Annotated in this window: 26 protein-coding genes; 25 read left to right on the top strand and 1 reads right to left on the bottom strand. The window is 40.2% G+C overall.

Annotation, left to right across the window (positions count from 1 at the left end; genetic code table 11):
• The first annotated feature begins 201 nt into the window (after nucleotides 1-201).
• The 11 genes from J7J00_RS22620 to rsmI all read left to right on the top strand — a co-directional run bounded on the left by J7J00_RS22620 (nucleotide 202) and on the right by rsmI (nucleotide 7,968).
• Nucleotides 202-420 carry a sigma factor G inhibitor Gin gene (locus J7J00_RS22620; protein WP_141993387.1) on the top strand — a complete coding sequence of 73 codons (219 nt, stop codon included), beginning with the start codon at nucleotides 202-204 and terminating at the stop codon, nucleotides 418-420.
• A gap of 241 nt (nucleotides 421-661) precedes the next feature.
• Nucleotides 662-2,110: an aminotransferase class I/II-fold pyridoxal phosphate-dependent enzyme gene (locus J7J00_RS22615; protein ID WP_214794770.1), complete on the top strand. Its 1,449-nt coding sequence runs from the start codon at nucleotides 662-664 to the stop codon at nucleotides 2,108-2,110.
• 39 nt (nucleotides 2,111-2,149) lie between these two features.
• Nucleotides 2,150-2,791 carry a dTMP kinase gene (tmk, locus tag J7J00_RS22610; protein ID WP_214794768.1) on the top strand — a complete coding sequence of 214 codons (642 nt, stop codon included), beginning with the start codon at nucleotides 2,150-2,152 and terminating at the stop codon, nucleotides 2,789-2,791.
• A 101-nt stretch (nucleotides 2,792-2,892) separates the two neighbouring features.
• The gene (locus tag J7J00_RS22605; protein ID WP_063235895.1) at nucleotides 2,893-3,222 is read left to right on the top strand and encodes a cyclic-di-AMP receptor; all 330 of its coding nucleotides are present in this window, start codon (nucleotides 2,893-2,895) and stop codon (nucleotides 3,220-3,222) included.
• A gap of 24 nt (nucleotides 3,223-3,246) precedes the next feature.
• Nucleotides 3,247-3,687 (top strand): YaaR family protein, encoded by a 441-nt coding sequence (locus tag J7J00_RS22600; protein ID WP_214794766.1) that lies wholly within the window; start codon nucleotides 3,247-3,249, stop codon nucleotides 3,685-3,687.
• An 8-nt stretch (nucleotides 3,688-3,695) separates the two neighbouring features.
• On the top strand, nucleotides 3,696-4,700 hold the full coding sequence (holB, locus tag J7J00_RS22595) for a DNA polymerase III subunit delta' (protein ID WP_286201522.1): 1,005 nt from the start codon (nucleotides 3,696-3,698) through the stop codon (nucleotides 4,698-4,700).
• Between the two features lies 1 nt (nucleotide 4,701).
• Nucleotides 4,702-5,532, top strand: coding sequence for a PSP1 domain-containing protein (locus J7J00_RS22590; RefSeq protein ID WP_214794764.1), 831 nt, complete (start codon nucleotides 4,702-4,704; stop codon nucleotides 5,530-5,532).
• 50 nt (nucleotides 5,533-5,582) lie between these two features.
• Nucleotides 5,583-5,921 carry a DNA replication initiation control protein YabA gene (yabA, locus tag J7J00_RS22585; protein ID WP_396020600.1) on the top strand — a complete coding sequence of 113 codons (339 nt, stop codon included), beginning with the start codon at nucleotides 5,583-5,585 and terminating at the stop codon, nucleotides 5,919-5,921.
• 173 nt (nucleotides 5,922-6,094) lie between these two features.
• Nucleotides 6,095-6,838 carry a tRNA1(Val) (adenine(37)-N6)-methyltransferase gene (locus J7J00_RS22580; protein ID WP_214794760.1) on the top strand — a complete coding sequence of 248 codons (744 nt, stop codon included), beginning with the start codon at nucleotides 6,095-6,097 and terminating at the stop codon, nucleotides 6,836-6,838.
• The gene (locus J7J00_RS22575) at nucleotides 6,825-7,085 is read left to right on the top strand and encodes a GIY-YIG nuclease family protein (protein WP_214794758.1); all 261 of its coding nucleotides are present in this window, start codon (nucleotides 6,825-6,827) and stop codon (nucleotides 7,083-7,085) included. The genes J7J00_RS22580 and J7J00_RS22575 overlap by 14 nt, the downstream gene beginning before the upstream one ends.
• A 1-nt stretch (nucleotide 7,086) precedes the next feature.
• Nucleotides 7,087-7,968: a 16S rRNA (cytidine(1402)-2'-O)-methyltransferase gene (rsmI, locus tag J7J00_RS22570; protein WP_214794756.1), complete on the top strand. Its 882-nt coding sequence runs from the start codon at nucleotides 7,087-7,089 to the stop codon at nucleotides 7,966-7,968.
• Nucleotides 7,969-8,015: 47 nt separating this feature from the next.
• Here rsmI and J7J00_RS22565 read toward each other — a convergent pair whose 3' ends face one another.
• A complete protein-coding gene (locus tag J7J00_RS22565; RefSeq protein ID WP_048689982.1) occupies nucleotides 8,016-8,300 on the bottom strand; it encodes a transition state genes transcriptional regulator AbrB in 285 nt (94 codons plus the stop codon).
• 630 nt (nucleotides 8,301-8,930) lie between these two features.
• Between J7J00_RS22565 and metG the strand changes: the two genes are divergently transcribed.
• From metG to J7J00_RS22495, 14 genes are all read left to right on the top strand, one after another.
• Nucleotides 8,931-10,892, top strand: coding sequence for a methionine--tRNA ligase (metG, locus tag J7J00_RS22560; RefSeq protein WP_214794754.1), 1,962 nt, complete (start codon nucleotides 8,931-8,933; stop codon nucleotides 10,890-10,892).
• Nucleotides 10,893-11,094: 202 nt separating this feature from the next.
• Nucleotides 11,095-11,862 carry a TatD family hydrolase gene (locus J7J00_RS22555; protein WP_144529786.1) on the top strand — a complete coding sequence of 256 codons (768 nt, stop codon included), beginning with the start codon at nucleotides 11,095-11,097 and terminating at the stop codon, nucleotides 11,860-11,862.
• Nucleotides 11,863-12,102: 240 nt separating this feature from the next.
• Nucleotides 12,103-13,296: a resuscitation-promoting factor gene (locus tag J7J00_RS22550; protein ID WP_214794752.1), complete on the top strand. Its 1,194-nt coding sequence runs from the start codon at nucleotides 12,103-12,105 to the stop codon at nucleotides 13,294-13,296.
• Between the two features lie 250 nt (nucleotides 13,297-13,546).
• The gene (gene rnmV, locus J7J00_RS22545; protein ID WP_096340998.1) at nucleotides 13,547-14,110 is read left to right on the top strand and encodes a ribonuclease M5; all 564 of its coding nucleotides are present in this window, start codon (nucleotides 13,547-13,549) and stop codon (nucleotides 14,108-14,110) included.
• Nucleotides 14,103-14,981 carry a 16S rRNA (adenine(1518)-N(6)/adenine(1519)-N(6))-dimethyltransferase RsmA gene (gene rsmA / locus J7J00_RS22540; protein WP_214794750.1) on the top strand — a complete coding sequence of 293 codons (879 nt, stop codon included), beginning with the start codon at nucleotides 14,103-14,105 and terminating at the stop codon, nucleotides 14,979-14,981. Before rnmV ends, rsmA begins: the two co-directional genes overlap by 8 nt.
• Before the next feature lie 202 nt (nucleotides 14,982-15,183).
• Complete coding sequence (gene yabG / locus J7J00_RS22535; RefSeq protein WP_214794748.1) at nucleotides 15,184-16,062, top strand: sporulation peptidase YabG; 879 nt, start codon at nucleotides 15,184-15,186, stop codon at nucleotides 16,060-16,062.
• 313 nt (nucleotides 16,063-16,375) lie between these two features.
• Nucleotides 16,376-16,627, top strand: coding sequence for a biofilm formation stimulator Veg (gene veg, locus J7J00_RS22530; protein WP_034316343.1), 252 nt, complete (start codon nucleotides 16,376-16,378; stop codon nucleotides 16,625-16,627).
• A 150-nt stretch (nucleotides 16,628-16,777) separates the two neighbouring features.
• Entirely contained in the window at nucleotides 16,778-16,954 is a 177-nt protein-coding gene (locus tag J7J00_RS22525; RefSeq protein ID WP_034316340.1) for a small, acid-soluble spore protein, alpha/beta type, read from the top strand.
• Nucleotides 16,955-17,277: 323 nt separating this feature from the next.
• The gene (gene ispE, locus J7J00_RS22520) at nucleotides 17,278-18,147 is read left to right on the top strand and encodes a 4-(cytidine 5'-diphospho)-2-C-methyl-D-erythritol kinase (protein WP_098372657.1); all 870 of its coding nucleotides are present in this window, start codon (nucleotides 17,278-17,280) and stop codon (nucleotides 18,145-18,147) included.
• A gap of 61 nt (nucleotides 18,148-18,208) precedes the next feature.
• A complete protein-coding gene (gene purR, locus J7J00_RS22515; RefSeq protein ID WP_101225907.1) occupies nucleotides 18,209-19,033 on the top strand; it encodes a pur operon repressor in 825 nt (274 codons plus the stop codon).
• A 13-nt stretch (nucleotides 19,034-19,046) separates the two neighbouring features.
• A complete protein-coding gene (locus J7J00_RS22510) occupies nucleotides 19,047-19,421 on the top strand; it encodes a RidA family protein (RefSeq protein WP_053537019.1) in 375 nt (124 codons plus the stop codon).
• Between the two features lie 190 nt (nucleotides 19,422-19,611).
• A complete protein-coding gene (spoVG, locus tag J7J00_RS22505; protein WP_034316332.1) occupies nucleotides 19,612-19,908 on the top strand; it encodes a septation regulator SpoVG in 297 nt (98 codons plus the stop codon).
• 642 nt (nucleotides 19,909-20,550) lie between these two features.
• Nucleotides 20,551-21,924 (top strand): bifunctional UDP-N-acetylglucosamine diphosphorylase/glucosamine-1-phosphate N-acetyltransferase GlmU, encoded by a 1,374-nt coding sequence (glmU, locus tag J7J00_RS22500; RefSeq protein WP_214794746.1) that lies wholly within the window; start codon nucleotides 20,551-20,553, stop codon nucleotides 21,922-21,924.
• Nucleotides 21,925-21,939: 15 nt separating this feature from the next.
• Nucleotides 21,940-22,893: a ribose-phosphate diphosphokinase gene (locus J7J00_RS22495; RefSeq protein ID WP_057276495.1), complete on the top strand. Its 954-nt coding sequence runs from the start codon at nucleotides 21,940-21,942 to the stop codon at nucleotides 22,891-22,893.
• Nucleotides 22,894-23,027 lie beyond the last annotated feature (134 nt).

Genomic DNA, 23,027 nt, shown 5'->3' with positions numbered 1-23,027 from the left:
AAGATCAGCCATCCGGCTGGTTTTTTTTTGCATAATGCAAAGAAAAATCATTGGATATAAAGGGATTATCGATTATGGAAACTTTTTTAAAGACATACACGTATTGAAATTCTTCATCATACATTGTTAAAAGCATCCCCGGTTCTCTTAAACTATTTAAATTAATGTATGCGAACAATGGTTTTTGGGGAGAATGCAGGTATGGAGGTGGAGATGTTGGGGACAACAACAACCAAAACGACGGCAGGGGAAACGTGCGCGGTTTGTGAACAAATAAAAGGGATGGGTATACATTTATATACGACTTTTATTTGTGAGGAATGTGAAAGGGATATGATCAGGACGGATACGAACGATCCCAAGTACCAATATTACTTAAAGCAATTAAGAAAAATCACTAATCCTGAAATATTATCATGAAAAAATAGTATGTGGAGAGTTAAAGAGTCAGAGAAAAAAGAAATGATGTGTTTCTTTAATCTCTGATTCTTTTTTTTGTACTTTAGAAGAATGCTTGGCAACATGCTCCCATGTTTCTGTTATGTTCCCTCCAAACAGACTGTTCGGAGACGCATAATTGCCTTTCAGCCGACGCAATATGAGATAAAATTGAACTAATTTGATAAAATGAAAAAATACTATGATATGAGGGAAGAGAAAAATGAATCAATCACAGACACCGTTATTCGATGCACTGAGTGCTTTTTATAAAAAAAGCCCAATATCTCTGCATGTCCCAGGGCATAAAAATGGATGGGTGTTTAATAAAAAGGGCCAAGCCTTATACAATCCCCTTCTTGGTATTGATGCCACGGAGATAAGCGGTTTAGATGACCTGCATGCTCCAGAGGGCGCCATTTTACAGTCCGAGCAACTACTCTCTGACCTATATGGGGTAAAGCGGAGTTATTTTTTGGTTAATGGGTCCACCGTAGGCAACATTGCCATGATTCTTGCTACCTGCCGGGAAGGTGATAAGGTCCTTGTACAAAGAAACTGCCATAAATCAATTTTACATGGATTGATGTTAGCGAATGTACAACCGATCTTTTTACAACCAGCTTATTATGAGAAATGGGGCATTGCTGGAGGTGTGGGATCGGAATTAATTGAAGAAGCCTTGAGTGTACATTCAGATGTAAAAGCCATCATTGTTACCTATCCTAATTATTATGGTCTTGGTGAAGACTTGACAGATATGGTAAGACTTGCACATCAAAAGGGGATTCCTGTGCTGGTGGATGAGGCACATGGCGCTCATTTTCAGTTAGGGAGTCCGTTTCCTAAGCCGGCAATCTTGGCAGGGGCAGATGCCGTTGTCCATTCAGCGCATAAAACACTGCCGGCTATGACGATGGGGTCATTTCTTCATGTGAATTCATCCTTAGTTGATGTCGATCAAGTATCATTCTATTTACAAATGCTTCAGTCGAGCAGTCCATCTTACCCAATTATGGGATCGCTGGACTTAGCCAGGGCCTACTTAGCCGCTTTTACATCAGAAGATAAAATATCCCTTATTGAAAAGATATCAGACTTCAGGGGGGAATTAGGTGCCCTGCAAACAGTAAGGGTGCTGGAGGCCCCACTAGGCACCTTGGCAGACCCGTTGAAAGTGGTCATTCAATCAACAAATGGTTTAAGCGGGTTTGAGTTACAGCAGCTATGTGAAGCCGAAGGCATTTTTACGGAATTGGCTGATCCTGATAATTTATTAATGATTTTACCCTTATTAAAAATGGGTACCGAATTTCCTTTTCATGAAATCGTTCAAACTATAAAAAGTGCCACTGAAGACAGAACTGGAAACAAGGAATTAAATCTTGGGGTCCTATGGCCTGATGGAAGGTCAATGACAGGACTTGAAATGACATACTCTGTCATGAAGCATAGTAAATCAAAATCTGTCACATTACGGAAAGCAGTGGGTGAGGTATCTGCCGAGATGGTCATTCCTTATCCGCCGGGCATCCCTTTAATTATGTCCGGGGAAATGATTACTCCTGAGCATATATTCAATCTGAAGAGACTGCTAGAACTGGGATCAAGGTTTCATGGCGGTTCCTCGCTCTCAAACGGAGAATTGATCGTTTATGAAAGCGGGCATTAAAATGATATACTACAAACAAAGAACCTTGGAGGTACATCGATGAAACGTGGTATTTTTATAACAATGGAAGGGCCTGAGGGTGCTGGGAAAACAACAATTACCCAAATGCTTGGCAAGGCCCTGCAACAAGAAGGCTATCAAGTCCTATTAACGCGTGAACCGGGGGGAGTGCCCATTTCGGAGCAAATTAGGGAAGTGATCCTTAATAAAGATAATACAGCCATGGACTCGAGAACAGAGGCTTTATTATACGCAGCAGCAAGGCGTCAGCATTTAGTGGAAGTGGTCATGCCTGAGTTGGAACGAGGGGGAATTGTCCTCTGTGACCGATTCATAGATAGCTCGTTAGCCTATCAGGGTCATGCAAGGGGTTTGGATATAGAAGAAGTTTATAATATCAATAAATTCGCAATTGGAGATATGATGCCAGATGCCACGCTCTTTTTTGATATCGACCCAGAAGAGGGATTGAGACGTATCCAGTCCAATGGGGAACGGGAAGTGAACCGGCTGGATCTTGAAGCCCTCGACTTCCATAAAAAAGTTCGTGAGGGGTATCAGTTCATTATAAATAGGTGGAAAGACCGTTTCATTATCGTGGATGCAGGCCGGACAATAGATGAAGTCCTTGAGGAAACGAAAGCCAGCTTGCTGAAATTTTTAGCGAAAGCAGGAAACTAAATATAGAAGTTTCCATATTATTCAACCAATACTATTCCAGACAAGGACTAGTTGATATAATGGAGTTAGTAAAAATTCAGAGTAACCGGAGGATGATGAGAATGAAAATGATCATTGCTGTCGTTCAAGACAAGGATAGTCATCGCCTGCTGAATGAATTAGTGGAAAATAATTTCGGAACGACCAAGCTAGCCAGCACTGGCGGTTTTTTAAAATCAGGCAATACGACTTTTATGATTGGCACAGAGGATGAACGTGTTGACAAAGCCATCCAGATCATCAAACAGAATTGTCAGTCGCGATCCCAATTAGTATCACCGGTTTCACCGATGGGCGGGAATGCCGAGTCCTATGTACCTTACCCAGTGGAGATTCAAGTAGGCGGTGCGACCATTTTTGTTCTGCCAGTTGAAAACTTTTTACAATTTTAACGGTTAGTTTTAGGGAGGTTCATTATGAAAATCAACCATGATATCCCTATTAAGCTGGATAAATCGCGTCAGGATGCCAAGCAGTTTCAAACTGGAAATGGAAGTTTTCAGCAAATGGTCCAGACACAGGATCAAAAGATGCAAATCCAAACATTAAACCGTTTGATAGGCGATATTGAAGGGGCGGGTCAGCGTTTAGTAAGGTCACGCACTTTTAGGGATTTGGCAAAATATAAAGCATTGGTGAAACGGTTTGTTAAAGAAGTGGTTGAATATGGACTTGAACTGAAGCAATCCACGAGCTGGAATGAATATGGACAGAGCAGGCCGTTGAAAACTGTGGAAACGATAGATGTAAGATTAGTTGAGTTAAGTGAGGAAATTCTTAATAAAGAGAAAAGCTCGCTTGAAATATTGGAAATGATAGGCGAGATTAAAGGTCTTCTGATTAATTTATATACTTAAGTGAGTTGATGGTTTTGGATAAAACATGGCAGGAAATGAGTCAAATTCAGCCGCAGGTAATGACGATGCTGCAAAATAGCATAACGAAGAAAAGGGTGGCTCATGCGTATTTATTTGAAGGGGAAAAAGGGACAGGTAAGCAAGAGATAAGCAATGCCTTTTCCAAAAGTTTACTATGTGAAGCCCCGACAGCAGGTTATGAGCCATGCGAACTTTGTCGGAATTGCAAACGGATTTCAAGTGGGAATCATCCTGATGTCCATTTGATAGAAAGAGACGGTCTCTCAATAAAGAAAGAACAAATTAAGGGTCTTCAGGAAGAATTTTCGAAAAAAAGCGTAGAGGCGGATCGGAAGGTTTATATGATTGCCGATGCTGACAAAATGTCGGTGGGGGCAGCCAACAGTCTATTGAAATTTTTAGAAGAACCTTCGGCTGATACTGTAGCAATATTGATGACCGAACAGCTTCTGAGGATTCTGCCGACTATATTATCAAGGTGCCAAGTGATTTCGTTCAAGCCATTATCTCCTGAGAATGTGAAACGGAAGCTGATGGAACAGGATGTAGAACCACAGCTGGCTTCGGTTATTGTACACATAACACAGAATGTGGAAGCTGGAATCGGGCTTAGTCATGATGAATGGTTTGTACAAGCTCAAAAAATAGTGGTAAAATTATATGAAGTGTTAAAACTTAATTCCTTGAAGGCATTGCTGTACCTTCAGACGGATTGGTTCACACACTTTAAAGAAAGAGAACAGGTTGACAGAGGTCTTGATTTGTTACTTCTTATATATAAGGATTTATTATACATTCAGTTGGATAAAAAGGACTTCGTTGTGTTCCAAAATAAACTGAAGGAATTTGAAACTCACGCTCTTCATCTTTCCCCAAGACGCCTTGCTGAACATATGGGTTGCATTTTGGAAGCAAAAAGGAAGCTGATGTCCAACACGAATCCACAGCTGTTGATGGAACAGCTTGTGCTGAATTTGCAGGAGGGATCATGATTTGTATGATGTTGTAGGTGTCCGTTTTAAAAAGGCGGGCAAAATATACTACTTCGATCCGGGTGAATTCGCTATTCCTAAGGACGATTTTGTAATAGTGGAGACTGTCCGCGGTGTTGAATTCGGTAGAGTCGTTACAGCCCGAAAACAAGTAGAGGAAAACGATGTTGTCCTGCCATTGAAAAAAGTACTTCGGGTCGCTGATGCAAAAGATAAGCTGATTGTAGACGAGAACAAGGCGGCTGCAGAAGAGGCTTACTCTATATGTTGTCAAAAGGTTGTGGAGCATAAGCTGGATATGAAGCTTGTTGATGTGTCATATACTTTCGACAGAAATAAAGTCGTGTTTTATTTTACAGCGGATGGTCGCGTGGATTTCCGTGATTTAGTCAAAGATTTAGCTGCCATATTCAGAACTCGCATAGAACTGCGCCAAATTGGGGTAAGGGATGAGGCAAAGATGCTTGGTGGCATCGGGCCTTGTGGCAGAATGCTTTGCTGCTCCACATTTCTTGGAGATTTTGAACCGGTTTCCATCAAAATGGCGAAGGATCAGAATTTATCATTAAACCCTACAAAAATCTCAGGTTTATGCGGTCGATTGATGTGCTGTCTGAAATATGAAAATGATGAGTATGAAAGTGCGAAGGAAATGCTTCCTGATTTAGGTGAAATGATTAATACGCCTGGTGGCAAAGGCAAGGTAGTGGGGCTTAATATTCTAGAACGCGTACTTCAGATTGAACTAATCGAGCAAGAAAGAGTATTAGAGTATACTCTAGATGAGATTCTAAAAGAGGGAGCCGTTTCTATTCAAGCCACAGATTATTAAGGTGGTGGGAGAGCGTGGATAAGAAAGATATTTTTGAGTCGGTGACCAATATGGAAACCCAGATAGGCCAATTATATAAGCAGCTTGGAGAATTGAAGCAGAACTTAGCTGAAATCCTTGAGGAAAATCAGTCGCTCAAGCTGGAGAAAGAGCATTTGCGCCATCGGTTGGGCCTTGTGGAAGTCGAAAGTGCGCCTGCTGCAGTAAAGGTCAAACAAAAAGCGAAAAACCGTACCGCAAGTACGGACAAGGTTATGGATATCGGGGAAGGCTATGATAATTTAGCCCGTATCTATCAAGAAGGCTTTCATATTTGCAATCTGCATTTTGGCAGTTTACGAAAAGAAGGGGATTGCCTGTTCTGTTTATCTTTTTTAAACAAGAAGTGATAAAGGAATAATATAAAAGATGTTTCTTTTACGTGATAGATAGACCGTTTACAATATATAGTGATTCGGGGTCTGACGCATACTATGAGTCAGACCCCTTTTTGTACGATAGTAATGTAGAAGCATGGTCCCTAAACATGCTTTTTCGATACATGATTAGGAGGGTAACAGCAATGGTAGAACTTAAAGGCGATGAGCGCCTGGATTATCTATTGGCTGAGAATTTAAGGATCATCCAGAGCCCATCGGTGTTCTCTTTTTCATTAGATGCCGTTTTATTATCAAGGTTCGTAAATGTACCGATCCAAAAAGGGAAAATTGTAGATCTTTGCTCAGGTAATGGGGTCGTACCTTTGCTGCTGAGTACAAGAACAAAAGGGACAATTACCGGTGTTGAAATTCAAGAGCGGTTATATGATATGGCCCAGAGGAGCATGGACTATAATGGCGTATCCTCCCAAATCGAGATGATTCATGGGGATATAAAGGAAATTCCAAAACAGTTGGGGTATAGCAAATATGATGTCGTTACTTGCAATCCACCCTATTTCCCGACGCCATCTATCGAGGAAATTAACAAGAATGAGCACTTTGCAATTGCCCGACATGAAATAATGTGTAATCTTGAGGACGTCATGCGTGTTTCAAGCCAGTTGCTGCGTCAAGGTGGGAAGGCTGCATTCGTTCATAGACCGGGCCGTCTGATGGATATCCTGCATTTCATGAGGATGTACAGAATTGAACCGAAGCGGCTGCAATTCGTTTATCCTAAGAGTTCAAAAGAAGCGAATACGATTCTTATAGAAGGGATAAAGGACGGCAACCCTGATTTGAAGATTCTCCCTCCACTTGTTGTATATAATGATCAAAATGAGTATAATCCGGAAATCAGAAGGATTCTATATGGAGAGGAATAAGCATTGTTTTTATGTTTTGAAATGCAGGGATGGCAGCTATTATGCCGGGTATACAAATAATTTGCACCGTAGGATTGATGCTCATAATAATGGCAGGGGTGCAAAGTATACACGAGGCCGGACCCCGGTTGAACTGATTTATCATGAAATATTCGAAACACAGACATTGGCCATGCAGGCTGAATATAAATTTAAGCAATTAACAAGAAAACAAAAGCAAAAGTGGATGGCAAAGGAGGATACATGATATGTGGCAGCAAAAGAGTTTTGAAAAAGAAGGATTGGAGCCGGCTCTATATCTGGTTCCTACACCGATAGGAAACCTTGAGGATATGAGTTTCCGGGCTTTAAGAATCTTAAAGGAAGCGGATGTCATTGCTGCTGAGGACACGCGAAATACGAAGAAATTATGCAATTACTTTGAAATTTCGACACCTATCGTCAGTTACCATGAGCATAATAAGGAATATAGCGGGAAGCAAATGCTAGAGAGGCTTCGATCTGGAGAGGTCATCGCATTGGTGAGTGATGCGGGCTTGCCAACGATATCCGACCCGGGTTATGAACTGGTCAAAGATGCCATTGCTGAACAGTTTAAAGTCATCCCGTTGCCGGGGGCCAATGCTGCATTAACTGCATTGATCGCTTCTGGACTGATTCCGCAGCCTTTTTACTTTTATGGCTTTCTACAACGGGGAGCAAAAGAAAAAAAGCAGGAGCTGGAAAAATTAAAAAAAATGGAATCGACTTGGATCGTTTATGAATCGCCACATCGATTGAAAGAAACATTGAAACATATGCATGAAATTTTAGGTGACCGCCGTATAGTATTATGCCGCGAATTAACCAAGAAATTTGAAGAGTTCATTCGAGGGACTGTAAGTGAAGCATTGACGTGGGCGATGGAATCTGAAATTCGCGGTGAGTTCTGTTTAATAATTGAAGGTGGGCAATGGTCGGAAGAGGAACCTGAAGAAGCTTGGTGGATGGCCTTTGACATCGTCGGTCATGTTAATCATTATATAGAAACCAAGCAGTTCACTTCAAAGGATGCAATTAAGCAGGTCGCAAAAGATCGCAATATGCAAAAGCGTGATGTATATCAAGCGTATCACATTGATATACAATAATAATAAACATAAAAAAAACTTCCGAAGACCGGAAGTTTTTTTATCATTTATTTAGAAGCAGTGAAGTTTTGTTGAATTTCTTGAATAAGTAATTCTGCACCTTCACGACTAAGGATCAATTTACCATTAGCAAGTGTAAGGTTGTTATCGGAAACTTCACCTGTAACTTGGCAAGTCATGTTTGGTTTGTATTTTTTCAAGATGATGCGCTCATCATCAACATAGATTTCAAGAGCGTCTTTCTCAGCGATACCCAATGTACGACGAAGTTCGATTGGAATAACCACCCGGCCTAACTCATCAACTTTACGAACAATACCTGTAGATTTCATTTAAAAAATTCTCCTCTCAGTTACAATCTAGTACCCTATTTCTATTTTTTTCGCCATTATTCGACAAATTTTTTTATAAATTTATAATACCAGCCATTCCCAAATTCGTCAATGATTTATTTTCATTTTTTTGTAAGAAATAGCATGGCTCTTTTCGTGTAACAAAAAGGCTTTTAAGAGGGAAAATCAGTTATATCTTTAAAAGTGAAGAAATAGCAGGATACAAAGAACTACTCACTTCACCACATTTCGACAAAGTATGCATATAAAAAACACACTTCACTATTATATGATTAAATATAATTTAGTTTCAAAACAAAAGTTCTGAATTAAGGATAACTTTCTGAAAAAGTTTACGAATATGTGAGTTGTTGCACAAAAAAAGAAATTTAGGTATATTTTGTTGAGGTAAGAGGTAATGCTGTCATAAGGGAAGATCACTTCCAGTACCCTTATTGTTAAAATAGATTTACTTATATTTTTTTATTCTATTAACATGATGATTAGATTAGTGATTATTGTCGCGCAGAATTGTATATAGCGTTAAAATAGAGATAATAGCTTAAAATATATTCTTATGGCTTGGGCCAGTCCTATAGCCGGTTTTTCAAATGATGAGGAGGGAACGAAGTGCAAGATAAATTAAAAACATTCTATATCACGACACCCATATATTATCCGAGTGGTAATTTACATATAGGGCACGCGTATACGACAGTGGCAGGGGATGCCATGGCTCGTTATAAAAGGATGCGTGGCTTCGATGTCATGTATTTAACAGGAACTGATGAACATGGTCAAAAAATCCAGCGTAAAGCGGCTGAGGAAGGAGTCACTCCTCAGCAATATGTAGATAATATCGTCTCAGGGATTAAAGAGCTCTGGGAAAAGCTTGATATTTCATATGATGATTTCATCAGGACGACGGAAGATCGCCATAAAGAGGTCGTAGCCAAGATTTTCAAAAGGCTATTGGATCAGGGTGATATATATTTGGACCAATATGAAGGATTATATTGTACACCTTGCGAATCTTTCTTCACGGAACGTCAGGTGGAAGAAAGCAATGGAAATTGTCCTGATTGCGGCAGGCCTGTTGAAAAGGTGAAAGAGGAATCTTATTTCTTTAAGATGAGTAAATATGCGGATCGGTTACTGAAGTTTTATGAGGAGAACCCGGATTTCATTCAACCGGAATCGCGCAAAAACGAAATGATCAATAACTTCATCAAGCCTGGATTGGAAGATCTGGCCGTTTCCCGTACTACTTTCGATTGGGGCATCAAGGTGCCGGGAGATCCAAAGCATGTTATTTATGTATGGATTGATGCATTGACCAATTATATAACGGCATTAGGGTATGGAACAGATAATGATTCTAAATACTTGAATTATTGGCCTGCCGATGTACATCTGGTCGGAAAGGAAATCGTTCGTTTCCATACGATCTATTGGCCGATCATGTTAATGGCTCTTGACGTGCCGCTTCCAAAGAAAGTCTTTGCCCACGGATGGCTTCTCATGAAAGATGGTAAAATGTCCAAATCAAAAGGGAATGTAGTGGATCCCGTTACATTGATTGATCGTTACGGTTTGGATTCTTTACGCTACTACTTATTGCGTGAAGTACCATTTGGTTCAGATGGAGTATTTACACCGGAAGGGTTTGTGGAACGGATCAATTTTGACCTGGCAAATGATTTAGGGAATTTATTAAATCGAACAGTTGCAATGGTCAATAAGTATTTTGATGGTGTGATTCCAAATTACGAAGGATCCAATGGCGAGTTCGAAAAGGCTTTGCTTGAAATGAACCAAGATACGGTAGGCAAGTATGAGGAAGCAATGGAAAACATGGAATTTTCAGTTGCACTAACATCCATTTGGCAACTCGTGAGCAGAACTAATAAATTCATTGATGAGACCCAGCCATGGACTCTTGCTAAAGATGAATCGAGGAAAGAAGACCTTGCTAGTGTCATGGTTCATTTGGCGGAATCATTACGCAGGACGGCAATCCTTTTGAAACCGTTCTTGACGCAAACACCGGAAAAAATCTTTGCTCAGCTTAGCATCAAAGATGATGAGTTAAAATCCTGGGACAGTTTAGCGGAGTTCGGTCAAATTCCTGCTGAAACAAAAGTCTTGAAGGGGGACCCGATCTTCCCTCGTTTGGATATGGAAGAGGAAGTTTTATATATTAAAAATCAAATGCAGGGCGGCGCCCCCAAGGCCGAGGAAAAAGTGGAAGAGACGATTCCCGAAGTTGATGAAATCACTATTGATGACTTTACAAAAGTGGAGCTTCGTGTTGCACAGGTCTTGGAAGTTGAGCCTGTAAAGAAGGCTGATAAGCTTCTTAAACTTCAGCTTGATTTGGGTTATGAGAAACGACAAGTCGTATCAGGCATTGCACAGCATTATAAACCTGAAGATTTAGTAGGAAAAAAAGTGATATGCGTAACAAATTTGAAACCTGTTAAACTTCGTGGCGAGCTCTCTCAAGGAATGATTTTGGCGGGAAGCCAGGATGGAGTGCTCTCAGTCGCTACAATAGATTCATCGATTCCAAATGGTTCAAAGGTGAAATAAACCGAAAAAAACATAAAGGTGTTTCATATGAAACATTTTTATGTTTTTTTCTTTATGCTTTTGGAAAAAGTAATTTAATACAGGTTCAGATTTTGGTTTATTTGTTGAGCATATAGGCTCCTTTGTAATCTTTTTGTTACCTAAATGTGAAACATAAAACTTTCATTTTTTAATAAAATAGTGCTAGAAAGGAAGAAAAATAATGTTATTTGACACACACGTACATGTTAATGCGGAACAATTCAACGAGGATCTCGAAGACGTAATAGACAGAGCTAAGGAAGCAGGAGTCAATAATATGGTAGTCGTTGGTTTTGACCGGCCTACTATTATAAGGGCAATGGAATTAATAGAAGCTTATGATTTCATGTATGCCGCGGTGGGGTGGCATCCTGTGGATGCTATAGATATGACAGAAGAGGATTTACAATGGATCGAGGAATTATCCAATCATCCAAAGGTTGTGGCCATTGGTGAGATGGGCCTGGATTATCATTGGGATAAATCACCGAAAGATGTTCAAATGGAGGTGTTCAGGAAGCAAATCCGATTGGCAAAAAAGGTGGGGCTGCCCATTATCATTCATAATCGGGAAGCGACCGCGGATATCGTGAACATACTCAAGGAAGAAGAGGCATCAAGGGTTGGAGGCATCATGCATTGCTTTAGCGGAAGTGCAGAAACGGCTTTGGAATGCATCAATATGAACTTTTATATTTCATTGGGTGGCCCTGTGACCTTCAAGAATGCAAAAAAACCAAAGGAAGTGGCAGCCGCCGTACCTTTAGACCGTTTACTGATAGAGACCGATTGTCCATACTTGGCTCCCCATCCTTATAGAGGAAAGCGTAATGAACCTTCGTATGTGAAGCTTGTTGCTGAACAAATTGCAGAAATCAAACAACTCACATTAGAAGAAGTTTCCCAGGCAACAACGGAAAATGCCAAGAAATTATTCGGCATTAACTGACATTTTTTTTTACAATATCCCCCGGGGTTCACTAGCTAAAATTGAATTTTTTTAAGGTTTCTACAAATTTCACTCCAACTATAGGCTTATTATGTCGAGAAGTCGCCCTTTCCTTTTCAACATGAAATATGCATAATAGGTAGTAATTTCCTGAATGAGAAGTGAATGGGTTGACAGCTTGATAACTAAGTCTATATAATCACCGGGAGGAAGGAGGAGTTTTTCATTCTATTAAAAACTATGAAAAACCTTATTCCCAAACCTTTTGGGAAGAAGAGAATGGCAATTGCCATTTGCAGTGCTATTCTTGTTTCTACAGCATTGGGAATACTGATATATCAAGGAACAAAGGATACAGTAACAATTATGATAGACGGAAAAAAAGAGGTAGTGCGTACACACGCTGCTACTGTAAATGATATGTTGGAAGATTTAGAGATTACCGTTAAAGCTGCAGACTATGTCCACCCATCTAGAGCCACCAAGGTTGATGATGATTTAGAGGTGGTTTGGAAGCCTGCACAAAAAATCGTCATGGTACAGGATGGTAAGACGAAGGATGTTTGGTCCACCGCCGATACGGTAGATGAACTTTTAAAAGACCAAAATCTTAGTGTGAAGGAACAGGATAAGATCACCCCTTCGAAAAGTACGAAGCTGAAAGCGAATATGGAAGTTGCCATAGACAAAGCCTTTTCACTGAAATTAGTGGTAGGTGGAGACGAAAAGCAGGTATGGTCAACTTCGACTACTGTCGCTGACTTTTTAAAGCAACAAGGAGTAAAACTCAATGATTTGGATCGAGTTGAGCCAGAATTAACCGAAAAAGTTGAAGCTGAGAATACGGTAAACGTAGTTCGAATTGAAAAAGTCACCGATGTAGTGGAAGAACCAGTTGACTTTGCTGTCATAACTAAAAAAGATGACTCTTTATCAAAAGGGAAAGAGAAAATTGTCAAAGAAGGAAAAGACGGACTCATTTCCAAGGAATATGAAGTTATTAAAGAAAATGGCAAAGAGGTTAAAAGAGAATTACTTTCAGAAAAAGTAGTTAATAAAAAGCAGGATAAAGTTGTAACGGTCGGAACTCGAACGACGGTTGCCCAGGCATCGCGCGGAGTAACTAACGTTAGTTCTTCAAGTGGAAAAGAAATATACGTATCATCAACAGCTTATACTGCCAGTTGTAAGGGCTGTTCCGGTGTCACGTCCACAGGCGTGGATCTAAAGAGTAATCCGGGTGCGAAAATCATCGCTGTCGATCCAAATGTAATTCCTTTGGGCTCGAAAGTATATGTGGATGGCTATGGCTATGCAATGGCTGCTGACAAAGGCGGAGCAATAAAGGGAAATAGGATTGACGTCTTCTTTTCCTCAAAAAATGATGCCTATCGCTGGGGTGTAAAGAGGGTAAAGATTCGTGTATTGGACTAATAAGGTTTCTCTCGCAGGAGATGGATTCGTCTCCTGTTTTTTGCGTTTTATTTTCTGTTTGTTGAAAAACCCTATGTAAAACTGTTTTAATAAGATAGACGTCTCACTATTCCATAAGATTTCAATATATGCGTGTGAACTTCATAAATGATCTTGACTGGATTCTCTATCCAGAAAATTTTACGGGGGACCTGTTACGTTTATCCAAGAGCTAATCAAAGCGCTTGCGCTTTTCTGTATGGAGGAAACCATGAAAAAGATTAAAGAAATTATTGTTGTAGAAGGAAAAGACGATACGGTAGCGATAAAAAGGGCTGTTAATGCTGATACAATAGAAACCAACGGTTCCGCGGTGAATGAGTCTTGTATTGAGCAGGTGAGGCTTGCCCAAAAGACACGTGGAGCCATCATTTTCACAGACCCTGATTTTCCTGGTCAAAAAATCAGGAATATAATTTCTGAACAAGTAAAAGGCTGTAAACACGCCTTTTTAACGAAGAAGGAAGCCCTTCCTAAGTCAGGTAGAGGAATTGGTGTGGAACATGCTTCTCCTGAGGCAATTCGTAATGCTTTAAAGGACGCCCAATTAATGGATGAAGAGGCTTCAGAAGAGATTTCACAGCAGGATTTAATAGATGCAGGTTTAATCGGGGGATCCGGTGCCAAGGAACGAAGGGAAAAACTTGGATCTATTTTAAAAATCGGGTTTACCAATGGTAAACAGTTATATAAGAGACTAAAAATGTTCCAAATATCAACTGAGGCTTTTGAGAAAGCGATGGTACAGATAATTCAGGAGGAAAAAAATGAATAAGGATATTGCAACCCCTGTCAGAACGAAAGAAATATTAAAGAAATATGGATTCTCCTTTAAAAAGAGCTTAGGCCAGAACTTTTTAATCGATACGAATATATTGAAACGTATTGTCGAACATGCCAATTTGACAGAGGAAAGCGGCGCCATCGAAATTGGGCCGGGAATCGGGGCATTGACGGAACAACTAGCGAAAAGCAGCAAAAAGGTTGCGGCCTTTGAGATTGATCAGCGTCTGCTGCCCATCTTATCGGATACACTCTCGCCCTATAGCAATGTAAACATCATTCACGGGGATGTTCTCAAGGCTGATGTCAAGAAGGTCATTGAGGAGGAATTTGCTGGCTTTTCGGACCTGATGGTTGTTGCAAATCTGCCATACTATGTCACGACTCCCATCATTTTAAAGCTATTGTCCGAGGACCTGCCGATTAGAGGCATCGTGTGCATGCTGCAAAAGGAAGTGGCTGATCGAATTGCCGCAAAACCTGGGACAAAGGAATACGGTTCTTTATCCATTGCGATTCAATATTATACCGAAGCCGAAACAGTGATGATAGTACCCAAAACGGTATTCATGCCTCAGCCTAATGTTGATTCGGCTGTAATCCGCCTTACTAGGCGCGTGAAGCCGATCGTCGAGGTAATGGATGAGGATTTCTTATTCACTGTGACCCGGGCGAGCTTTGCACAGCGTCGGAAAACGATTTTAAATAACTTAACCAGTCAGCTGCCAGATGGTAAATCGAAAAAAGAACTTATACTTGCTGCTCTCGAAGCCGCGGAAGTGGATCCGTCCAGACGGGGCGAAACGCTGAGCATCAAAGAATTTGGCCGCTTAAGTGATGCATTATTGCCGAATTTCAAATAAAGGGAAATGTGAAGGATTCAAGTCGGAATGGGGTCAATCCCAGCTTCCGGCTTTTTTATTTTGAATTTGGCCTACCATGAGGGAACGTATCCGAAAAATGTAATCAATCCCTACCTTTCACCATTCAAGAATGGTTCGCATAACTTAAGAATGAAAATAAACTAGGGCGGGCTGAAAATAAGTCTTCTCATGGGGTGGGGCCATGAATATTCAAATAAACAATATTGTTGGTCGGGTTTCTTATAAATGCGACGTGTTGTTCCGGGTAATCGATATCCGTGATATTGACGGAAAGCGTCAAGCTGTTCTTTATGGGGAAGATATCCGACTGATTGCAGATGCACCTTTTCAAGATTTAATGATCATTAATGATAATGAAAGAAATGATCGACAAAGGTCGAATGAGGTACTTCAAGAACAATCTTACCGCTTATTAACACAAGATCTGGAGCTGCAACAACAAAAGAATGGCTATCAATCCAGTAATGGTTATCGGTACAGCGGTGAATACTTTCAGATACCAGGGAGAGTCCTCCATGTTGATGGGGATGCATCTTACTTAAGGAAATGCATGGATCTATATCAGAAATTCAGTATTCCAGTCAATGGCATCTATTGCAGTGAAAAGGAAATGCCCCAAAGAATCGGGGGGCTGTTGGACCATTATCGGCCGGACATTCTTGTTGTCACCGGTCATGATGCCTATTCAAAATCAAAAGGACCGATATCCGATATTAATGCCTACCGTCACTCAAAGGATTTTGTACAGACGGTTAGAGAAGCGCGAAGGAGGGTTTCTCATTTAGACCAACTGATTATATTTGCCGGGGCTTGTCAGTCGCATTTTGAATCGCTGATCCAAGCGGGTGCAAATTTTGCAAGTTCTCCTTCCCGTGTTAATATACATGCTCTTGATCCGGTATATATCGTCGGAAAGATAAGCTTTACGCCTTTTTCCGAACATATTCATGTATGGGATGTCCTTCGGAATACATTAACTGGAGAGAAAGGGTTGGGGGGAATTGAGACAAAAGGGGTGTTACGGACCGGGTTGCCTTTCAAGCCATTTCAGGAAGAATGAACGAGCTGCATTTTGAAAGAATGCAGCTTGCTTTTAGTGGGTAAGAATTCGGATATCGTCACGGAAAAACTGGTTTTTTGTTGAGTGATGTTAGTAGGTAATGTTTTAATTACGAAAATTCGGCTTAATAGATAATGAAATAGTTCGTTTACATAATTTTTCATTTCCAAGGATATAATAAAATTGTTCGCGATTTTGCCGAATTTTAGATAAAAATATATTGACTACATTTTTAAGTGCTGATATAATTTATTATTTTGTTTGCGTATATTTGTAAATTGTGATATACTTAACTTAGTGAGGTGGACCGAAAATGCCAAAAACTCTAGCTGATATTAAAACTGCACTTGATTCAAACCTAGGTAAAAGATTGCTCTTAAAAGCAAACGGTGGAAGAAGAAAGACTGTAGAACGATTCGGAACTTTGGCGGAAACTTATCCGGCTGTTTTTGTAATTGAGCTCGACCAAGATGAAAATGCGTTTGAAAGAGTATCTTACAGCTATGCGGATGTTTTAACGGAAACCGTAGAACTAACATTTTTAAACAAACAACAAGAGATGTAACTTAAACGAGGCAGCGAACAACTTTGTTTGCTGCTTTTTGTTTTGTATAGAATACCTGTGAGCTCCAATAAAGGCTTAAAAAGGATGTAATGAAATAGCGTATGATGCAAACACTAGGCATGTGACAGCATGTGAAAGGGGTTGCTTCGCTTGAGCAGGAAAAAAGGGATTATGTCAAATGATCTTAAAGAGGAATTGGCTAAAGAACTTGGATTTTACGATGTTGTCCAGAAAGAAGGCTGGGGAGGAATCCGGGCCAGGGACGCAGGTAACATGGTAAAACTTGCTATCGAAAAAGCACAACGTCAATTGGTGAACAAAGAGTAAGATCAAACACTTAATTGCATCATGCTGTCATGTTGAAAGAAGCCGGACTCTTTATACAATGTATAGCTCCATTCATTTTTGCTTACATTGTAGTTAAGGAGTCTGGTTTTTTTATGTATCGGTGAATGCTCTATGGATATGTAGCAAGTCTTTTGGGTTGCGGGAAGCAGCTGCTCTCCAATGTGCCTACATGTGTCTATTCTCCTCTAAGGGCCGATCTTAGCTTCATTACATTGAAATTACGATGAAAAAACCTTTAGAATATAAACAAATATGATAGAATAGGACAAGAACTTTTAAGAACGTTAAAGTAGGTGGACATATTGAAGCTTATGGAAAAAGCCCCGGCTAAAATTAATTTGGCTTTGGATGTGCTTTTCAAACGGCCTGATGGGTATCATGAGGTGGAAATGATCATGACGACAGTCGACCTTGCCGATAGAATTGAACTAAAGGAAATAAAGGGAAATCATATTCAAATTCTATCCCATAATCGATTTGTTCCGGATGACCATCGGAATTTAGCTTATCAAGCTGCATTTATTCTAAAGGAACGTTTTGGGATCAAAAAAGGTGTTTCCATAACTATAGAGAAAAATATACCTGTAGCCGCAGGACTTGCTGGTGGAAGCAGTGATGCCGCAGCTACCTTGAGAGGCTTAAATAGACTGTGGAAACTTGGTCTTTCCATGGATGAACTTGCGGAAATAGGAGCTGAAATTGGCTCTGATGTTTCATTTTGTGTATATGGAGGAACGGCATTGGCCAGGGGGCGCGGAGAAAAAATCACGCATCTTCCCGCACCGCCAAAATGCTGGGTCATCTTGGCCAAACCGACGATCGGCGTATCGACGGCGGATATATACAAAAGGCTCCAAACTTCAAAAATGGAGCATCCGGATGTACCTGGAATGATTTCGGCTATTATGGAAAACAATTATCACGATGTATGTGAAGGGTTGGGTAATGTTCTGGAACAAGTGACATTGCAGTTATACCCAGAGGTTGCGAACATTAAAGATCAAATGAAGACATTTGGAGCGGATTCGGTCTTGATGAGCGGAAGTGGTCCGACCGTTTTTGGTTTGGTGGAACATGATTCGCGCATGCAAAGAATTTATAATGGACTTCGCGGATTTTGTGATCAAGTCTATGCGGTCCGTTTACTGGGTGATCGAAACAATCTTGAATAGAAACGTACATTAGTGGTATAGTTGCTATATAATATTCGGAATTCACAAAGGGGGTGTCTCAATGAAATTTCGTCGCAGCGAGAGGCTAGTCGATATGACCAATTATTTATTAGAACATCCAGGGGAACTTGTTTCGCTGACTTATTTTGCTGAAAGATATAGTTCGGCAAAGTCCTCGATCAGTGAAGATTTGACAATCATCAAAGATACCTTTGAACAACGCGGGATAGGATCTTTAACAACAGTTCCAGGTGCGGCCGGTGGGGTGAAATATATTGTTTCCATCAAGGAAGAAGAAGCCAATGCCTTCATTGACGGATTATGCGATACGATCGCTAGTCCCGAAAGGTTACTTCCTGGCGGTTATCTATATATGACAGATATATTAGGACATCCGCAAACCGTCAATAAGGTTGGAAGGATAATCGCTTCAATGTATGCCAAGAAAAATGTCTCAGTCATCATGACAATGGCAACCAAAGGGATATCATTAGCATACGCCGTGGCAAATTATTTGAATGTTCCAGTTGTCATTGTAAGAAGGAATAATAAAGTAACGGAAGGTTCTACAGTGAGCATCAATTATGTTTCAGGCTCTTCAAAGAGGATTCAGACTATGGTACTCTCTAAGAGAAGCTTGGTTGAGGGTTCGAATGTATTGATTGTAGACGATTTCATGAAGGCTGGGGGTACCATTAACGGTATGGTCAGTCTATTGGATGAATTTAAGGCAACAGTTGCCGGAATAGCGGTGCTGGTCGAATCCGAACATACGGAGGAGTGCCTTGTCGAGGACTATGTTTCATTAATCAAGTTGACGCAGGTAGTCGAAAGAGACAAGAAAATCAATGTAAGCCGTGGGAATTATTTTACGAAAAAGGAATAGGGGGAATCATTTAATGAAAACGATACATACTGATGAAGCACCGGCAGCGATCGGACCATATTCACAAGGCGTGATCGTGGATAAGTTATTTTTCAGTTCAGGACAGATCCCACTTACTGCTTCTGGTGAGATGGTGACTGGGGATGTAAAGGAACAAACACACCAGGTCTTTAAGAATCTTCAAGCCGTATTGAAAGAAGCTGGGGCTTCATTGGAAACTGTCATTAAGGCTACAGTATTCATTAAAAGTATGGATGATTTCGGTTCGATTAATGAAATATACGGAGAATATTTTTCTGCTCACAAACCTGCTCGCTCTTGTGTAGAGGTTGCTCGCCTTCCTAAAGATGCACTAGTGGAAATAGAAGTGGTAGCGCTCGTTAAATAAACGGGCGTTTTTTTTATTTTTTAGGAAATTCGTAATGGGTATTTTCCTGCAATATAAGGAAGATTCTTAGTGTTTTTGAAAACTAGGCTGAATTTTCTAAAAAAATTACAGATAATAGAAGGAGTTCACGTTTTTTTGTTGAATATGTACTTTAAGTTTTAACAACAACAAAAAGGGATGGTGAGCTTAAATGGAAGTAACTGACGTAAGATTACGCCGTGTGAATACGGATGGTCGTATGAGAGCTATCGCATCAATTACACTGGATAATGAATTTGTGGTTCATGATATTCGTGTGATCGACGGAAACAATGGTTTATTTGTAGCAATGCCAAGTAAACGAACTCCAGATGGAGAATTCCGGGATATCGCTCATCCAATCAATTCCTCGACACGCGGGAAAATTCAAGAAGCTGTCTTGACAGAATATCATCGATTGGGAGAACTTGAAACTGAATTAGAGGAAGCTGGAGCAGGTGCTTCTTAAAATAACCTTACTTTTAAACTTTAAATTTATAATTCGTGCATCTAGAGCCTACTTCATAAGTAGTGCTCTTTTTTATTTATTCAAAAACGGACAAGTTTAGAACCTATTCGCTCATCATACAGAAATTCGCTTTAATTATCTAAATTGTAAAATTAAGGTGATATCTTTAGAGTTTAAGTACCCAACCCTTTTATTTTTTAAACCTTTTTGTCCATCCAGATATTGAAATTCCTGTAAGCGGGATTTGAGGATACCACTTACTCCATCCATCTAAAGAACTGAAGTTGAATTGAATCGGTAATCTGATTTCGGAATGAAAGTTAACAGAGGGTGCAGTACATCCAGATGGCTTATACATAGGTCTAGCGCGATCATGGCAACGCTTTGGGATAATTGGGCTTGCTGGTGTTATAAAGGGGAGGAGGCATGGTTTCTGTATTATGCCATTAATGAAAATGACATCGTCCATGATTTAAATTAATGCTAAAAGGTCCATTAATAACTTTAGTAAGGCTGTCGGAAATCGAACTTTTTTTACATAATTGGTTGACAATTATATGTACTTTTAATTGTTACCTTGAAAAGAATCACTATTTGAGATAATATTTTTAGTGGATAAAAAGGTGAAAATGGAGGCCTGTTATGAGTAATCGCTATGCAATAATATTGGCCGCTGGGCAAGGTACTAGGATGAAATCTAAGCTTTATAAGGTTTTGCACCCTGTTTGCGGGAAACCAATGGTACAACATGTTATCGATCAAGTCAATCAACTTCAAATAGAAGATATTGTTACAGTTATCGGCCATGGAGCTGAAAAAGTACAAGAACAACTTGGTGATTCATGCAAGTATGCCTTACAAGATCAGCAATTAGGTACGGCACATGCTGTAATGCAAGCGGAAAGCGTTTTATCCGTAAAAAGTGGAACGACCCTTGTTATTTGCGGTGATACGCCTCTGATTAAAGCGGAAACGATGAAAGAGCTTATAGCATTGCATGAGCAAAGTCAGGCGAAAGCAACAATCTTAACAGCATATGCAGATAACCCTGCAGGTTATGGAAGGGTCCTTCGCGGTGAAGGCGGTCTTGTAGAAAAAATCGTCGAGCATAAGGATGCCACTGATGAAGAAAGATATGTTAAGGAAATAAATACCGGTACGTATTGCTTCGATAACCAAGCATTATTTAGCGCGCTGAAAAAAGTTTCAAATGAAAATGTCCAGGGAGAATATTACTTACCGGATGTTTTTGAAATCTTAAAAGAGGAAGGCGAAGTGGTGACGGCCTTCCAATCCAGTGATTTCGAGGAGACATTGGGTGTAAATGACCGAGTGGCTTTATCGCAGGCGGAGCAGATTTTACGTAAACGCATCAATGAAACGCATATGAGGAATGGTGTAACGATCATCGATCCGCTTACTACGTTCATTGAAGCGGATGTGCAAATCGGACAGGATACAGTCATTAACCCTGGGTCATTCATTAAAGGAAAAAGTATTATCGGGCAGGATTGCTTGATTGGCTCGAATACGGAAATCAGTAATTGTGAAATTGGTGATGGAACGGAAGTCCTCCAATCGGTTGTACACGAAAGCAGTATTGGAAGTTTTGTTAAAATCGGTCCATTCGCCCATGTCAGACCTCAATCAGATATTAAGGATTCCGTTAAGATCGGTAATTTTGTCGAAATTAAAAAGACCGTTTTTGGCGAAGGAAGCAAGGCCTCTCACCTGAGTTATATTGGAGATGCAGAGGTTGGGGAGAATGTTAATATAGGCTGCGGATCTATTACCGTGAATTACGACGGGAAAAATAAACATTTGACGAAGATTGAAGACAATGTCTTCATAGGCTGCAATTCTAATCTGGTTGCACCCGTGACGGTAGGAGAAGGGGCATATGTAGCTGCTGGGTCAACCATCACGCAAGATGTACCGAAGGAAGCCCTATCCGTTGCCCGGGCTCGTCAAGTTAACAAAGAAGATTATGTCAAGAATTTGAAATTTAATAAATAACCGACGGAGGTCATCATGTCAAATCAGTATTTAGATCCTAATTTAAAAGTATTCTCTTTAAATTCAAACTTCGATTTAGCTCAGGAAATTGCTGCTGCAATCGGTGTTGAACTTGGAAAATGTAGCGTAACAAGTTTCAGTGACGGTGAAGTTCAGATTAATATTGAAGAAAGTATTCGTGGCTGTGACGTTTACGTAATCCAATCAACAAGCCAACCAGTCAATGAAAATTTAATGGAACTTTTAATTATGATCGATGCTCTTAAACGTGCTTCAGCTAAAACGATCAATATAGTAATGCCATATTACGGTTATGCCCGACAAGATCGTAAAGCGCGTGCGCGTGAACCAATTACAGCTAAACTTGTCGCAAATCTTTTAGAAACGGCTGGTGCCCACCGTGTTATCACTTTAGATCTTCACGCACCACAAATTCAAGGTTTCTTCGATATTCTGATCGATCACCTTGTTGCTGTTCCGATTTTAGCTGACTTCTTCAAGGAAAAAGATTTAAGTGATATCGTCATCGTTTCCCCAGACCATGGTGGTGTAACGCGTGCCCGTAAAATGGCTGATCGCCTAAAAGCACCGATTGCCATTATCGATAAGCGCCGTCCAAGACCGAACGTGGCTGAAGTTATGAACATCATTGGTAATATTGAAGGAAAGACAGCAATACTGATTGATGACATCATCGATACTGCAGGCACTATTACTCTAGCGGCCAATGCACTTGTGGAGAATGGTGCTAAAGCAGTGTATGCTTGTTGTACACACCCAGTCCTTTCAGGTCCTGCCATCGAAAGGATTCAAAATTCAACGATCAAGGAATTGGTCGTGACTAACTCGATTGCCCTATCTGAAGATAAGAAAATCGATAAAATTACTGGACTTTCTGTAGCACCTTTGATTGCAGAGGCAATTATTCGTGTGCATGAGGAACAATCAGTCAGCACATTATTCGATTGATAACAAAATTAATCAAAACACGGCGGGCCTTCGGGCTCGCCGTATTTTTGTTTGGAATTTTCAAAAAAAATATTAAATTCATAGTTGACAGATATGAATACTAATAATAAAATGGCTATACAAATTCAATTCAT

The organism is Bacillus sp. ISL-4 (genome assembly GCF_018613275.1).
Classification (GTDB): Bacteria; Bacillota; Bacilli; order Bacillales; family DSM-1321; genus Peribacillus; species Peribacillus simplex_E.
Note: the sequence above shows the minus strand (reverse complement) of the source record. Positions and strands in the feature narration are given on the sequence as shown.